This is a genomic window from Halomonas sp. EF61, assembly GCF_040147045.1.
Classification (GTDB): Bacteria; Pseudomonadota; Gammaproteobacteria; order Pseudomonadales; family Halomonadaceae; genus Halomonas; species Halomonas litopenaei.
This window is the reverse complement of the sequence record NZ_JAMSHM010000004.1, coordinates 306,172-321,942: the sequence shown is the minus strand read 5'-3', so window position 1 is coordinate 321,942 and position 15,771 is coordinate 306,172. Positions and strand designations below refer to the sequence as shown.

General features: G+C 65.3%; 12 protein-coding genes. 8 read left to right on the top strand and 4 right to left on the bottom strand.

The window, feature by feature from the left end:
- Window positions 1–289: 289 nt before the first annotated feature.
- The 3 genes from infA to aat form a co-directional block, all read right to left on the bottom strand.
- Window positions 290–508: a translation initiation factor IF-1 gene (infA, locus tag NFI08_RS21050; RefSeq protein ID WP_013332816.1), complete on the bottom strand. Its 219-nt coding sequence runs from the start codon at window positions 506–508 to the stop codon at window positions 290–292.
- A gap of 539 nt (window positions 509–1,047) precedes the next feature.
- Window positions 1,048–1,794, bottom strand: a complete 747-nt coding sequence (locus NFI08_RS21045; protein WP_045992908.1) for an arginyltransferase — start codon at window positions 1,792–1,794, stop codon at window positions 1,048–1,050.
- Window positions 1,795–1,892: 98 nt separating this feature from the next.
- A complete protein-coding gene (aat, locus tag NFI08_RS21040; RefSeq protein WP_045992907.1) occupies window positions 1,893–2,609 on the bottom strand; it encodes a leucyl/phenylalanyl-tRNA--protein transferase in 717 nt (238 codons plus the stop codon).
- A 181-nt stretch (window positions 2,610–2,790) separates the two neighbouring features.
- Here aat and NFI08_RS21035 point away from each other — a divergent pair, with 181 nt between their 5' ends.
- The 6 genes from NFI08_RS21035 to NFI08_RS21010 all read left to right on the top strand — a co-directional run bounded on the left by NFI08_RS21035 (window position 2,791) and on the right by NFI08_RS21010 (window position 12,744).
- Window positions 2,791–6,255, top strand: coding sequence for a DNA translocase FtsK (locus NFI08_RS21035; RefSeq protein WP_349591650.1), 3,465 nt, complete (start codon window positions 2,791–2,793; stop codon window positions 6,253–6,255).
- A gap of 188 nt (window positions 6,256–6,443) precedes the next feature.
- A complete protein-coding gene (gene lolA, locus NFI08_RS21030; protein WP_349591416.1) occupies window positions 6,444–7,082 on the top strand; it encodes an outer membrane lipoprotein periplasmic chaperone LolA in 639 nt (212 codons plus the stop codon).
- Between the two features lie 211 nt (window positions 7,083–7,293).
- Complete coding sequence (locus tag NFI08_RS21025; RefSeq protein ID WP_349591415.1) at window positions 7,294–9,081, top strand: acyl-CoA dehydrogenase; 1,788 nt, start codon at window positions 7,294–7,296, stop codon at window positions 9,079–9,081.
- A 124-nt stretch (window positions 9,082–9,205) separates the two neighbouring features.
- Window positions 9,206–10,834, top strand: coding sequence for an acyl-CoA synthetase (locus tag NFI08_RS21020; protein ID WP_349591414.1), 1,629 nt, complete (start codon window positions 9,206–9,208; stop codon window positions 10,832–10,834).
- A gap of 143 nt (window positions 10,835–10,977) precedes the next feature.
- On the top strand, window positions 10,978–11,829 hold the full coding sequence (locus tag NFI08_RS21015) for a 3-hydroxybutyryl-CoA dehydrogenase (protein WP_286985775.1): 852 nt from the start codon (window positions 10,978–10,980) through the stop codon (window positions 11,827–11,829).
- 141 nt (window positions 11,830–11,970) lie between these two features.
- A complete protein-coding gene (locus tag NFI08_RS21010; protein WP_286985774.1) occupies window positions 11,971–12,744 on the top strand; it encodes an enoyl-CoA hydratase-related protein in 774 nt (257 codons plus the stop codon).
- 234 nt (window positions 12,745–12,978) lie between these two features.
- Here the strand turns inward: NFI08_RS21010 and NFI08_RS21005 are convergent, their stop codons facing one another.
- Complete coding sequence (locus NFI08_RS21005; protein ID WP_108133266.1) at window positions 12,979–13,875, bottom strand: DMT family transporter; 897 nt, start codon at window positions 13,873–13,875, stop codon at window positions 12,979–12,981.
- 189 nt (window positions 13,876–14,064) lie between these two features.
- Between NFI08_RS21005 and NFI08_RS21000 the strand changes: the two genes are divergently transcribed.
- Together NFI08_RS21000 and NFI08_RS20995 are read left to right on the top strand one after the other, a co-directional pair.
- Window positions 14,065–14,754, top strand: a complete 690-nt coding sequence (locus NFI08_RS21000) for an aspartate/glutamate racemase family protein (RefSeq protein WP_222568545.1) — start codon at window positions 14,065–14,067, stop codon at window positions 14,752–14,754.
- Between the two features lie 87 nt (window positions 14,755–14,841).
- Window positions 14,842–15,729, top strand: a complete 888-nt coding sequence (locus NFI08_RS20995; protein WP_286985622.1) for an MOSC domain-containing protein — start codon at window positions 14,842–14,844, stop codon at window positions 15,727–15,729.
- Window positions 15,730–15,771 lie beyond the last annotated feature (42 nt).

Genomic DNA, 15,771 nt, shown 5'->3' with positions numbered 1-15,771 from the left:
CTGGTCAGGAAGTGAAACTACGCGACGCCCCGTCAACGACGGGGCGTCGTCGTTTGTATCCAGCAGGGTCTGGACGGCAACAGCCGTGCGAGTCCCCGGTAGCGGGTCGTTGCCCGGCTTTTGGACGAGGCGGTGCCGCCCTGCTGCGTCAGGCAAAGCAGGGCTGGTGCTGCACCAGAGTCTTGCTGTCTTGCGAAAGGGGGCTGCGCTTGCCGGTGGGGTGGGGCGCGCCGCTAAGGCGCGTTACCGGCAAGTAGCGTCGGCGCTGAAGCGCTGACGCCGGCCGTTCTCAACGGGAACGGTAGACGATGCGACCCTTGGACAGGTCGTAGGGAGTCAGCTCGACCTTGACCTTGTCACCGGTCAGGATGCGGATGTAGTTCTTGCGCATCTTGCCCGAGATGTGGGCGGTCACCACGTGGCCGTTTTCCAGTTCGACCCGGAACATGGTGTTGGGAAGGGTGTCGACGACCACGCCTTCCATTTCGATATGGTCTTCGCGTGCCATATAGGCGAATCCTCGCTGGTGAAATCGAAAAGATGCCTGACCTTGAGGCGTCACTGCCGTTACTGTGGTCAGGATAGCGCGATATTCTGCCGGATGCAGAAGCAGATGGCAAAGGCAGATGGCTGATCGGCCCTCAAAGCTCACGATATTCTGCCGCTTTCCAGTATCCCCGGAGTCAGATGGCAAAGGCAGATGGCAGGTTAGCTCTCAAGGATAAGCAAAGTTCACGATATTCTGCCGCTTTCCAGTATCCCCGGAGGCAGATGGCAAAGGCAGATGGCCATTGATAGCAGGCTAGCCTCTCAAAGTGCGCGATATTCTGCTGCTTTCCAGTATCCCCGGAGTCAGAGGGCAAAAGCAGATGGCCATTGAGAGCAGGTTAGCCCCTCAAGGTGCGCGATATTCTGCCGCTTTCCAGTATCCCCGGAGCCAGATGGCAAAGGCAGATGGCAGGTTAGCTCTCAAGGATAAGCAAAGTTCACGATCTTCTGCCGCTCTCTAGGGAGCAGAGAACGTGCTTGAGCTATCAGGTTGGGCGATTACTCGCTGTCGATCGGTACCAGTCGTCGCCAGAGCCGGCCATCCAGGCGCTCGAGGGGCGAGAAGCTGCTCTTGTAGCTCATCTTGCGGCACTCCTCGATCCAGTAGCCCAGATAGACGTGGGGGAGTCCCTTCAGGGATGCCATCTGGATCAGAGCCAGCACAGCCTGGGTGCCAAGAGAACGGCGCTCGAGGCTGTGGTCCGGGTCGAAGAAGGTGTAGATGGCGGACAAGCCATGGCGCAGCTCGTCGAAGGCCGATACCGCTACCAGCTTTCCGTCCAGGCGCATCTCCAGCAGTCTCGCGTAGGGCTGATCGAGGCTCAGGAAGGTACGGTACTGCTCGTGACTCGGTGGGAACATGTCGCCGTCATGGTGGCGCGTGCAGATATAGCGGGCGTAGAGGTCGTAGTGGCGGGAGTCGAACTGCGCCGGCACCACCTCGATGGTCAGGTCAGCATTGCGCCGCATCAGGCGTCGCTGGGTGCGATTGGGGCTAAAGTCCGCTACCGGGATTCGCACGGAGATGCAGGCGTGGCAGCCTTCGCAGTGAGGGCGGTAAAGATGCAGACCGCTGCGACGGAAGCCAAGTAGCGTAAGCGCGTCATATACGCCCTGTCCCGGGGATTCCTTGGGATCCAGGAACAGGGTGGTCGCTTCCTTGCCCGGCAGATAGCTGCAGGCGTGCGGCACAGTAAGAAAGAACCGCAGGTCGCGTACGGGTTGACGCGGTGTATTGCTGCTCAAGGCTGCCGTCTCCCTGTCGGATGGCATCGAGTGATGGATCAGGCGTTGGTATGGGTCGTGTCAATGGTGGTCGTCATACATGGCCTACTGATACCAGGTCATTCACCGATGCCGGTGAATGACCATGCCGGCGTCGTCAGGCTGTCTCGGTCCAGATCATCCAGCCACCTCTCAAGATAGCCGATGAAGGCTGATCGAGCGATACCTCGAGCGCCGAGGCTGGCCAGGTGGGGCGTGTGCATCTGGCAGTCGATCAGACGCCCGCCGCCGGCCGCCATGGCGCGGGCCAGATGCACCAGGGCGATCTTGGAGGCATCGGCCTCGCGGCTGAACATCGATTCGCCGAAAAACACCGGTCCCAGGGCGACACCATAGAGCCCGCCGACCAGCCGGTCGTCACGCCAGATTTCCACCGAGTGAGCGACCCCCTCCCGGTGCAGGTCGCAGTAGGCGTCACGCATTTCATCGGTGATCCAGGTGCCTGACGCATGACCATCGTTGCGCGGTGCAGCACAAGCGTCGATGACGGCGTCGAACGCCTGGTCGGCGGTGGCGCGAAAGCCCCCGTTGCGTAGCCGCTTGGCGAGGCTTCGGCGCACGCGTAGCTCTTCGGGGTGCAACACCATGCGCGGATCGGGGCTCCACCAGAGAATCGGCTGGTCGTCGCTGTACCAGGGGAAGATTCCGCGGCGGTAGGCCTCTATCAGCCATTCGGGAGATAGGCCGCCGCCAGCGGCCAGCAGGCCGTCCGGGTCGTCGAGGGCAATATCGACCGAAGGAAAGGTCACAGGATGTTCGTTGAGCCAGGGCAGCATGGGGCTCCCTTTGCAATACCGGGTGGAAGATGGGGCAGTGTGCCCCCAGCCCGCGCTTCGCTCAAGGTATGCTGGGCCTATTCGCTCACCGGCTGGCTCGGTATCATGACCTCCAGTCAGAAGGATGGAAGACGCCGTTATGGCGCAAGGGGAAGGCCGTTTGAGTGCCAACAAGAAGTCCATGTCGTCGCGCGCGACGGCGGCAGCCGCCAAGGAGACCGCCCGCAAGGTCGGGTTGCGTCTGCATGGCTCTGCCAGGGAAGGTGTGATCATCGTACTGCTGGCTGCCTGCGTATTCCTGCTGCTGGCACTGTTCAGCTTCGAGCCGGCAGACCCCGGCTGGTCGAGCAGTGGCCCCGAGACCGCGGTGGCCAACTGGATGGGCCCCATCGGTGCCTGGCTCGCCGACGTGCTGTATTCGTTGTTTGGCATCAGCGCCCTGTGGTGGCCAGGCATGCTGGCGTTTGCCGCCTGGTACCTGATCCGTTCCCGTCGAGTGGAGTTCGAGTGGGATGCGACCGCCCTGGCCGTGCGCTGCGGCGGGCTGATTCTGCTGCTGCTGGGCTGCACCACTCTGGGGGCGCTCTACTTCCATCAGCCCGACAGTGTGTTGCCATACTCCACCGGTGGCATCCTCGGAGTCGGGCTGGTCGGCGCCCTGCGGCCACTGGTGGGTGTCGGCGGAACAGGTCTGCTCGCCGTTGTCGCTATCCTGGGCGGAATGCCGCTGTTTACCGGGTTGTCCTGGCTCAATGTCATGGACGAGGCGGGCCACCGTTGTCTGTTGCTGGGACGCTGGCTCAAGTCCCGCTTCGCGTCGTCTAAAGACGAGGACGACGCAGGGCAGAGCGCCGACCAGCACAGTGAACCTGAGCCCAGGGCCAAGGCGTCATCGCCGATCGACAGCGAAGATGGCGAGGAAGGCGATACGACGCCCCGGCCCTCCTGGTGGCAGCGCCTGCGCGGCAAGGGGACACCGACCGACCTGGATGAGGCCGCGGGGTCGTCCATGGGCGACGACGGCAACACCGATATTCCCTGGGACGTGGCGGAATCCACGCCGTCGGCCAAGCAGCCTGGCGCTGCCTATACCGAACGCTTTGCCGAGGCCGCGCCTCGCCGTCGCCATGAAGGTAGCGTTCAGGACGGCACCACAACGCCGCGGGACACCCGTCCCACCGAACTTGAGGACGGGCGGCGAGAACCTACCCTGGCCCCGGAGCCCACGGCTTCCAGAGAGCGGCGAGAGCCGACTCTGGGCGGCAGTTTTGCGGCAGATGCACCTTCGGCGGCAAGGGCAGAAGAGCCGATGTCGCTGCGTGCTGAGAGGGATGCGCCGGTGCCTTCGCCTGAACGTGCAAGCGAGCCGAGCACTCGCTCTTCACAGGCGCCCGAAGCCGCGCCTAGCTCTCAACAGACGCCCGAAACCGCGCCCGCCGCGCCAGCCGATCCACAGGAGCTCTCTCCACAGGCGCCCGGGGCCGCGCCAGCCGCGCCTTCTGCTCAGGCGCGCTCTCCGCAGGCGCCCGAAACTGCGTCCGCGGCCGCGCCAGCCGCGCCTAGCTCTTCTCAGGCGCCCGAATCTGCGCCTTCTGCTCAGGCGCCCGAATCTGCGCCGTCTGCGCCGGCGACTGGCGCTCCACAGGAGCCGCGTCGGGAAGAGCCCGCTCACGGGGAGGAGACGTCGAGCCACCAGACGCAGCCTCGTCGAGAGGAGCGTCGTGCCGAGGAAATCCCCGAGCCGGTGCTGCCTGATGATGGTGGTGCCCTGGCTGGCGGCGCCATCGCTGCAGGGGCGGGTGCCGGTCTGTTGGCGGCCACCCATGAGGCGCCGCGTAGTGTCTCGAGTCAGGCTTCCAGTTCTTCTCCCCGTCCGTCTTCTGCTGAGGACGCTGGTCAGCGCGTGCAGCAGGAAGCGGAGCGCAGCGACGCCGGCACGTCGGCCGAGCCTCCCCGCGCTGAGCCAGGTCACGACGCCGCGGGCGCGAATGTTGCCGGAGGCCACGACAGCGTGGGCGAAGGACGTGTGGCTACCGCCGAGCAAGCCCGTGAGGCCGCCGACAATGACGGCCCGACGCTGTGGACGGTAGAGCACCTGCAAAGCCAGCGTCCCGGTTTCGACGACCTGCCGGAACCCGACGGCGAGCTGCCAAGCCTCAGGCTATTGACCCCGCCGGAGCCGCATCAGCCCAACTACACCGAGCAGCAACTGGCCGACATGGCGGAGTTGCTCGAGATGCGCCTGCGCGAATACGGCGTCAAGGCCGAGGTTGTCGATACCTGGCCGGGCCCGGTCATCACCCGCTTCGAGATCAAGCCGGCGGCTGGGGTGAAGGTCTCCAAGATCAGCAACCTGGCCAAGGACCTGGCGCGTTCGCTGATGGTCAAGAGCGTACGCGTGGTGGAGGTGATACCCGGGCGTCCCACCGTGGGTATCGAGATCCCCAACCCCAATCGCGCGATGATCCGCCTGCGTGAGGTGATCGACTCGGACCGCTACCAGCACGAGGCCTCTGGTCTCACCATGGCGCTGGGTCAGGACATCGGCGGTGCCGCGGTGGTGGCCAACCTGGGCAAGATGCCCCACGTGCTGGTCGCCGGTACCACCGGCTCGGGCAAGTCGGTCGGGGTCAACGCCATGCTGATCTCTATGCTGCTCAAGGCCACCCCCGACGAGCTTCGGCTGATCATGGTCGACCCCAAGATGCTGGAGCTGTCGGTCTATGACGGTATCCCGCACCTGCTGGCGCCGGTGGTCACCGACATGAAGGAGGCCGCCAACGCCCTGCGCTGGTGCGTGGCCGAAATGGAGCGTCGCTACAAGCTGATGGCCGCCATGGGAGTGCGCAACATCGCCGGCTTCAACAGCAAGCTCGATGAGGCCGAGCGGGCCGGTGCCCAGGTTGCCGATCCGTTATGGGAGCCCCAGCCCTGGGAGATGCACCAGACCCCGCCGGTGCTGGAAAAGCTGCCCTACATCGTGGTGGTGATCGACGAATTTGCCGACATGTTCATGATCGTCGGCAAGAAGGTCGAGGAGCTGATCGCCCGACTGGCGCAGAAGGCCCGCGCCGCCGGTATCCATCTGGTGCTGGCGACCCAGCGTCCCTCGGTGGACGTGGTCACCGGCCTGATCAAGGCCAACATCCCCACCCGCATGGCCTTCCAGGTGTCGTCGCGGGTCGACTCCCGCACCATCCTCGATCAGGGCGGCGCCGAGAACCTGCTGGGCCATGGTGACATGCTCTACCTGCCGGCGGGCTCCGGTCAGCCGACCCGCGTGCACGGCGCCTTCGTCGATGACGATGAGGTGCACCGGGTGGTGGAAGACTGGAAGCGGCGCGGCGAGCCCGAGTACATCGACGAGATCCTCTCCGGTGGTGTCTCCGCCGATGCCCTGACCGGGCTCGAGGCCGAAGGCTCCGGCGACGACAGCGACGCCGAGCAGGACGCCCTCTATGACGAGGCCGTGGCCTTCGTCACCGAGACGCGCCGAGCCTCGATCTCGGCGGTCCAGCGGCGCTTCAAGATCGGCTACAACCGTGCCGCACGCCTGGTCGAGGCCATGGAGATGGCCGGGGTGGTATCGTCCATGGGCAGCAACGGCGGGCGAGAGGTGCTGGCACCGCCGCCCACCGCAGGCTAACCCGATCGGCGCGACACTGTCTCCATTTGGGGACGGTGTCGCGTCAGGATGTAATCACCATGCAAGAGGGTGTCACGACCGGGTTCAGCGGCAACTTGCCAGGCATACTGGACTCAAACGGACATCCTCCCGGCGCCGGAGCCGCTCCGGCGCGACAAGGATTTCGACGATTTCGACGGAGAGACGCTATGCCCGCACGCCTTACCTTGAGTTCCGGTCTTGCCACGCTGGCCCTGGCGCTGGCGATTCCCGCCACCGCGCTGGCCGACGGCGCTGAGCGCCTGACCCGCATGCTGGAGCCGTTGAACACCTATTCCGCCGACTTCGAGCAGCAGATCCTCGACGGCAGTGGCCAGCGCCTGCAGCAGACCGAAGGGCACATGTGGCTGTCGCGCCCCGGCAAGTTCCGCTGGGAGGTCAAGGCACCTTACGAGCAGATCGTGGTGTCGGACGGCGATGAGGTCACCCTCTATGACCCCGATCTCGAGCAGGCCACCATCCAGCCGCTGGATGAGCGCATCACCCACACCCCGGCTCTGTTGCTGTCCGGCAGCGCAAACGAGCTCACCGACAGCTACGAGGTCAAGAGCTCGCAGCAAGGCACCGCCGAGACCTTCACCCTGGAGCCCAAGGCCTCGGACACCCTGTTCGAAAGCCTGCGCCTGACCTTCTACAGCGAGCAGCTGGCGGCGCTGGAGATGACCGACAGCACCGGTCAGCGTACCGCCATCGCCTTCGATAATGCCGAGCAGAACGACAACATCGATGACCAGCGCTACCGCTTCGAGGTGCCCGAGGGTACCGACGTGATCCGCCAGACCCGCTGATCACACCGGCCGCCGCCGTTCCCGTTCGGCGGCGGCCTCCCTTCCGCACCTTTCCACGGCCTGCCATTTTCTGCCCGTTCCCTCCTTGCCGTGCACTATCGAACACGCCGCTTGTCCCCGATCAACCCTGAAGTCTACTGCGACCTTGGCCCAATAGTGTGAGCCGACTAGGGAAACTACTATCCCGGGTATCGTTTTCACGAGGTGCCCCATGTATCCCTACGCCGCCCCCCTGCGAGACCTGTCCTTCGTGCTGTCGGAAATGCTCGAGCACGAGTCCTTGAACCTGGCCCCCTTTGCCGAGGTTGGCCCCGAGCTGGTCGACGCTGTGCTCGAGGAGGCCGCCAAGCTCGCCTCTGATGTCTGGGCGCCGCTCAATGCCAGCGGTGATCGCCAGGGCTGCAGCCGGCTGGAAGACGGCAGCGTGACACTGCCCGACGGCTTCGCCGAGGCCTACCAGGCCTACGCCGAGGGCGGCTGGAACGGGATCGGTGTGTCCGAGGAGCGTGGCGGTCAGGGGCTGCCCGAGGTGGTGGCCAGCAGCGTGCAGGAGATGCTGCACGGCGCCAACATGGCGCTGGGCCTGTGTCCGATGCTGACCGCGGGTGCCATCGAGGCGCTGGCTCACCATGGCAGCGACGAACTCCAGCAGCGTTACCTGGCGCGTCTGGTGGAAGGCAGCTGGACCGGCACCATGAACCTGACCGAGCCTCAGGCCGGCTCGGACCTGTCTCGCGTGCGCACCCGCGCGGTGCCGGAAGGCGATCACTACCGGCTGTTCGGCCAGAAGATCTTCATCACCTGGGGCGAACACGAGGCCGCCGAGAACATCATCCACCTGGTGCTGGCGCGCACCCCCGACGCCCCCGAGGGCAATAAGGGCATCTCGCTGTTTCTGGTGCCCAAGTTCCTGGTCAATGAGGACGGCTCGCTTGGCGAGCGCAACGACGTGGTATGTGCCTCCATCGAACACAAGATGGGCATCCACGGCAGTCCCACCTGCACCCTCAGCTTCGGCGAGAAGGACGGCGCCGTCGGCTATCTGGTGGGGGAGGCCGGGCGCGGCCTCAACCACATGTTCACGATGATGAACGAGGCTCGCCACAAGGTCGGTATCCAGGGTATCGGTGTCGCCGAGCGTGCCTGCCAGCACGCCCTGGCCTACGCCAACGATCGCTCCCAGGGACGCACACCTGCGTCCCGCGGAGGCGAGCCCTGCACCATCGTCGAGCACCTGGACGTGCGCCGCATGCTGCTGTCGATGCGGGCGCGCACCGACGCCCTGAGGGCGCTGGCGCTGCTGTGCGCTCAGCAACTCGACGTGGCTCGTCACCATGAGGACGAGCCGCGCCGTCGCGAGGCCCAGGCGCGGGCCGAGGTGCTGATCCCGGTGGTCAAGGGCTTCTCGACCGACCAGGCGGTGGACATCGCCTCGTTGGGTGTTCAGGTCCACGGCGGCATGGGCTTCATCGAGGAGACCGGCGCCGCGCAACTGTTGCGGGACGTGCGTATCGCACCGATCTACGAGGGCACCAACGGCATCCAGGCGCTCGATCTGGCGGGGCGCAAGCTCCAGCGCGATGGCGGCGCGGCCTTGTCACTGCTGATCGACGAAGTGCAGGCCACCGCCGAAGCGCTGTCAGCCCATTCTTCTCTAGCTCCGCTGGGGGCAGAGCTTGCCGCCGGTGCCGAGGATCTGCGTGCCTGTGCGGCCCTGGTGCTGGAGGCGGGGGCGGACGCCGAACGCGGCGCCGACGCCATTCAGGCCTACGCCACGCCGCTTCTGTCGCTGACCGGCCACGTACTGTGCGCCTGGCAGATGGGTCGTGCGGCGATCATCGCCCGGGCTGCGCTGGACGCCGGCAGCGACGAGGACTTCTACCGGCGCAAGCTGGCCTGTGCCGACTTCGCCGTGCGCCAGTGGCTCCCCGAGGGGCGCGCCCAGCGTCGCGTCATCGAGGCTGGCTTCGACGAACTGCTTTCCGTATCGCTTGGCTGAACCGATTGGCCGTCGGTGTCCACCGACGGCTATCTTCTGTTCAGGATCGGCCATCGTCATTTCCCTCGTAGCGAGGCGAAGGCCGCCAGTGGCTACGCATGCGACCTTCAATCAGGAGTGTCTAATGAACAACATCTACGACCAGGGCATGCCGCGCAACGCGGCCAACCACGTGGCGATCTCGCCGTTGACCTTCATCGAACGCGCGGCCAGCGTCTATCCGGACCTGCCGGCGGTGGTCCACGGCCAGACGCGCCGCGACTGGGCCACCACCTGGCAGCGCTGCCGGCGACTGGCCTCGGCGCTGGAGCGTCGTGGGCTCGGCAAGGGGGATACGGTGTCGGTGATGCTGCCCAATGTGCCGGCGATGTTCGAGGCTCACTTTGGCGTGCCCCTGGCCGGTTGCGTGCTCAACACCCTGAATATCCGTCTCGATGCCTCGGCGATTGCCTACATGCTGGAACACGCCGAGACCCGGGCGATCCTGGTGGACCCTGAGTTTGTCGAGGTGGTGCGTGAGGCGATCAAGGGCCTCGATAGGCCGCCACTGGTCATCGACGTGCTGGATCCCGAGTTCGAGGGCCAGGCCGAGCGCCTGGGCGAGATCGAGTACGAGGACCTGCTGGCCGAAGGTGACGCCGACTACCCCTACCGCCTGCCCGAAGACGAGTGGGACGCCATCTCGCTGAACTACACCTCCGGTACCACCGGCAAGCCCAAGGGCGTGGTCTATCACCATCGCGGCGCCTACCTCAACGCAGTGAGCAACATCCTCGAGTGGGCGATGCCACATCACCCGGTGTACCTGTGGACGCTGCCGATGTTCCACTGCAACGGCTGGTGTTTCCCCTGGACCATCGCCGCCAACGCCGGGGTCAACGTCTGCCTGCGCAAGGTCGACCCGAAGAAGATCATGGAACTGATCGCCGACGAGAAGGTGACCCACTTCAGCGGTGCGCCGATCGTGCTCAACGGACTGGTCAATCTGGACGAGTCCCAGCGTCGCGCCATCGACCACCCGGTCAAGGCCACCACCGCAGGAGCAGCGCCGCCTGCTGCGGTGATCGCCGGGGTGGAGTCACTCGGTATCGATGTGACCCACGTCTATGGTCTGACCGAGGTCTATGGTCCGGTGACGGTGTGCGCCTGGCGCGAGGCCTGGGACGAGCTGCCGCTGGAGGAGCGTGCCCGCATCAAGGCCCGTCAGGGCGTGCGTGGGCACATGCTGGAGGCGCTTTGCGTCGCCGACCCGGTGACCCTGGAGCCATTGCCCAAGGACGGCGAGAGCATCGGCGAGATCATGATGCGTGGCAACAATGTGATGAAGGGCTACCTGAAGAACGAGGCCGCCACCCGGGAAGCGCTGGATGGTGGCTGGTACCACACCGGCGATCTGGCGGTGTGGCACGCCGATGGCTACATCGAGATCAAGGATCGCTCCAAGGACATCATCATCTCCGGCGGCGAGAACATCTCCACCATCGAACTCGAGGATGCGCTCTACGCCCACCCGGCGGTGGAAGAGGCCGCGGTGGTGGCGCAGCCTGACGAGAAGTGGGGCGAAAGCCCCTGCGCCTTCGTCAAGCTCAAGGCCACCAGCGGTGAGGTGACCGAAGAGGACATCATCGAGCACTGTCGGGGCAAGCTTGCGCGCTTCAAGGTGCCCAAGCGCGTCGTCTTCACCGAACTGCCGAAGACCTCGACCGGCAAGATTCAGAAGTTCGTGCTGCGTCAGCAGGCCAAGGAGAGCTGATCGCCGCCTGCCATCCGCTGATGGCAGGGTAAGCCCGCCCGAGACAGGGCGGGGAGCAGATCATCAGACGCCGCCTTCGGGGTGACCGGGGGCGGCGTGGTTGTGTCATGATCGAGGGAAATATCCATCAAGGGAGAAAGCAAGTGAGCGACACGCGGATCGGTGTGGTCGGTGGTGGAACCATGGGGCAGGGCATCGCCCAGGTGCTGGTGCAAAGCGGCTTCGAGGTGAGCCTTTATGATGTTGCCGAGGCCGCCCTGGAGCGGGCCAGCGCGGCGATCGACAAGGGCCTTGCCAGGCTGGTGGAAAAGCAGCGGCTGAGTGCCGAACAGCGGGACGAGGCCCGCGCGCGCCTGACCACGGTCAACTCGCTTCAGGCCCTGGCCGACTGCGGGGTGATCATCGAGGCGGCGCCGGAAGCGCCGGAGCTCAAGGAACGCCTGTTCCGGGAGCTCGATGAGCTCAACCCCGAGGCGGTGCTGGCCTCCAACACCTCCTCGCTGTCGCTGACCCGTCTGGCGGCGGTGTGCCAGCGGCCAGAGCGAGTCGTCGGCATGCACTTCTTCAACCCGGTGCCGGTGCTCAAGCTGGTCGAGGTCATCCGCGCCGAGCAGACCAGCGACGCGACCGTGGCCCGTGTCGAAGCCCTGGCCGAGTCCATGGGCAAGACCGCCGTGGCGATCGGCGACGCCCCAGGCTTCGCGGTCAACCGCCTGCTGGTGCCGATGATCAACGAGGCGGCCTTCCTGGTGCAGGAAGGGGTGGCCAGCGCCGAAGACATCGACACCGCCATGAAGCTTGGCGCCGCCCACCCGATGGGCCCGCTGGCGCTGGCCGACCTGATCGGCCTGGACGTCTGCCTGGCGATCATGAATGTGCTGGCCGATGGCTTCGGCGATCCCAAGTATCGGCCCTGTCCGCTGCTCAAGCGGATGGTCGACGCCGGCTATCTGGGACGCAAGAGTGGCCGCGGCTTTCACGACTACAGCGGTTGAGGCGGTGGCATGCGCCGAAAGGATGGCTTGTGAGCCTACCAAGCGTTCGCTAGGGTTGGGCCAAAGGTGACGAACGCGCCAGGCTCCGCCGACGCCAGGCGGGCCTCGCCGACAACTGACAACTCTGACAAGGAGCATTTCGTGAGCGAACAACTGGTCGAGATGGTCGACAACGATGGCGTGGTACGCCTCACCATCAACCGTCCCAAGGCGTTGAACGCCCTGAATCGCGAGGTCATCGAGGCGCTGGCCGAGATCCTTGATCGGCTCGAAGGTCGCGAGGGCTTGCGCGCGGTGCTGATCACCGGCGCCGGTGAGAAGTCCTTCGTGGCCGGTGCCGACATCACCGCGATGCGCGAGATGAACCCGCTCGAGGCGCGCGACTTCGCCGGTCAGGCGCTGAAGACCATCAAGCGCCTCGAGACGCTGCCGGTGCCGGTGGTGGCGCTGGTCAACGGCTTCTGCCTCGGCGGCGGCTGCGAGCTGGCGCTGGCCTGTGACTGGGCGGTGGCCAGCGACAACGCGGTGTTTGGCCAGCCCGAGGTACTGCTTGGGGTCATTCCCGGCTTCGGTGGCTCCCAGCGTCTGCCGCGTAGGGTCGGCCCGGCCATGGCGCTTGACCTTTGCACCACCGGTCGCAAGATCGACGCCCAGGAGGCCCTGCGCATTGGCCTGGTCAATCAGGTGATGTCCCAGGCCGAGCTCGAGGACTACGCCGCCACCCTGACCAAGCAGTTGTCCGGCAATGGCCCCGGCGCGGTGCGCAGTGCCAAGCAGGTGATCCACGACGGCATGGACCAGGATCTGGACAGCGCCCTGTCGCTGGAGACCAGCCTGTTTGCCCTGTGCTTCGCCTCCGACGAGCAGCGCGAAGGCATGAGCGCCTTCGTCGAGAAGCGCAAGCCCAACTTCTGAGTCCCTTTCACAAGCCTTCAGCTAGGGCTTGTCTGAAAAGTGCCTGCGCTCGGTAATACGGCGTTAAAAATCGGATCAAAATGCTCATTTACACCCCGTAAACTGCGCTTTCTCACCGATTTTTGCCTTGTCTAACCTTCGCTCGTCGACTTTTCGGACAGCGCCTAGCACTGAAGCGGCCATGGCGAATGCCATGGCCGCTTTGTCGTTCAGGCGCGAGGATTCTGGGGGCGCCTAGCGGGGCAATGGTCGGGTGGCCTTGTCCCGGCCCGGCGACAGCATGCCGGTGGCCACAGCGGTGCCTGCCAGGGTGATGGCCATGCCCACCAGGGTGCGCAGTCCCAGGGTCTCGTCGAGCAGCAGATAGCCCCACAGCAGGGCGCTGACCGGTACCAGAAAGGTCACGGTAGAGGCGGCGGTAGCCCCGGCGCTGGCCAGCAGGCTGAAGAACAGCAGAAAGGCGACAGTGGTGGACAGCACCGCCATGGCCAGGGCGCTGCCCCAGGCCTCGATGCTGACGGCTTGCTGCGGCCACATCAGCAGACCGGGCACCAGCAGCATCAGCCCGGACATCGAGCAGCTGCCGGCGGCCAGCACGCGTACCGGCAGATGGCCGAGGTGGGTCTTCGAATAGTTGCCGGCGATGCCATAGCAGAAGGTGGCCCCGAGAATCGCCAGGATGTACCAGCCATCGCCGCCCAGCTGGAAGTCCAGCCGATCGGCGGACAGCACATAGACTCCAACGAAGGCCAGCGCCAGGCCCAGGTACTGACGCCGGCGAATCGGTGTGGCAAACCAGGCGGCGCCGATAAGCGCGGTGAAGATCGGAGTGGTGGCGTTGATCAGCGAGGTGAAGCCTGCCTCGAGCTGGGTGGTCGCCAGGGCCAGCAGCGAAAACGGCACCACGTGGTTGATGAAGCCGAGCAGCGCCAGGCGTCCGATATTGTCGCGCACCTGGCGCAGGTAGTGCAGTGAGGCCAGCAGGGGCAGCAGCAGCAGGGCGCCGACCCCCATGCGGATCATCACCACCGGGACGGCGCCGAACTCCGGCGAGGCCACCCGCATGAAGATGAAGGACAGTCCCCACAGGCTCGACAGCAGGACCAGCTTGAGGGTGTCTGAGGCCGTCATCGAGATTCCTTGTCGTGGGACGGTGGAGGTGGTGGCAGCGCTTTTGCTAGCCCGCTAAGAGTATGCGAGATGCGCGAAACAGGAAAGCCGTTGAGGGTGAGGGTGCTGTGAGCCACCGATGACTCTTGTATGCTGAAGTAGACGGTACCGCAACACTGACTGGGCCAGGGAAGTCCTCGGGAGGGCGCTATGAAGACCATCGGGCTGTTGGGCGGCATGAGTTGGGAGTCCACGGTGAGCTACTACCAGGTCATCAATCGGGATGTGAACCGCGCACTTGGTGGACATCATTCGGCCAAGATTGCCTTGATCAGTCTGGACTTCGCCGAGGTCGAGGCCTTTCAGCATCAGGGCCGCTGGGAGGATGCCGCCGGGCTGCTCGCCGACGCCGCCTGGCGCGTTCAGGAGGCGGGCGCGGACCTTATCGTGCTGTGTACCAATACCATGCACAAGGTGGCCCGAGACATCGAAAAGGCGGTAGATATCCCTCTGTTGCACATTGCCGACGCCACCGCCGATGCCCTGATCGCCGACGGGGTCAAGCGGGTGGGGCTGCTCGGCACCTGTTTTACCATGGAGCAGGGCTTCTACAAGGACCGGCTCGAGGCCTACGGTATCGAGGTACAGGTACCCGAGAAGGCTCAGCGCGATCAGGTTCACCGGATCATCTACGATGAACTTTGCCATGGTGAAATCGAGCAGGCGTCACGCCAGGTGATGCTGTCGATCATGGAAGAGCTCAAGGCCGGTGGTGCGGAAGCGGTGATACTGGGCTGCACCGAGATCGCCTTGCTGGTCGCTCAGGCCGACACCGAGATTCCGCTGTATGATACGACGGCCATTCACGCCCGCAGGGCCGTCGAACTGGCGCTAGGCTGATACTGGTACTGGTTATTAGCACTGGTACTGGCTCCGTGCAGTGCCCGTGCCACCAACTTGAGACGATGCCCCCTGGCAAGGATGCCCATGAAGCTTTCCACTCTCGCCTGTTACCCCGTCAAGTCGCTGCGCGGCATCGCGCTGTCCCGGGCTGAACTCACCGAGCGCGGGCTCGCCTTCGATCGGCGCTGGATGCTGGTCGACGACGACGGTCGTTTCGTCACCCAGCGTGAGATCCCCGCCCTGGCGACCATCGGTGTCGAACTGTCGTCCGACACGCTGCGCCTGGTCCACGACAGGATGGCGCCGCTCGTACTATCATTGGACGAGCCGAAGGCGGCGGTGCGCCGGGTGCGGGTCTGGCAGAGCGAATGCCAGGCGTTGGACGAAGGCGACGGTGCGGCGAATTGGCTGGCAGAAGCGCTGGCAAAGTCCTTGCCAAAGCCCTTGCCAAAGTCCTTGCCAGAACCCCAGCGCGAAGCGGGGCGGTTGCGGCTGGTGCGCCTGCCCCACGAGCAGCGCCGTTGGGTAGAGACCGAGTTTCTGCCGCCGGCGGAGCGCGGTGTGGTGCATACCGCCTTTGCCGATGGCTACCCCCTGCTGATCGCCTCCGAGGCCTCGCTGGCGGCGCTCAACCAGCGGCTGGAAGCCAAGGGGGAGGCGCCGGTGCCGATGGAGCGCTTCCGCCCCAACCTGGTGGTGTCGGGTGGTGATCCCTTCGCCGAACGGGATTGGGCCTCGTTGGCCGGGCCCGGCTATCGCCTCGGCCTGCGCAAGCCATGCAAGCGCTGCAAGATCATCACCCTGGATCAGCGCAGCGGTGCGGCGCCCTCGGCCAAGGAGCCGTTGAAGACCCTGGTGGAAATGGATACCCAGCCCGGTTGGAAGGGCGCCTTCTTTGGCCAGAATGCCGTCGTCGAGCAGGGCGTGGGGGCCATCCTGCGTGTGGGTGACGTGCTCGAGAGCCTGAGCTGACGGTTGATCACCGGCGTCGCCGGCCAACGACTCGACGCCGCT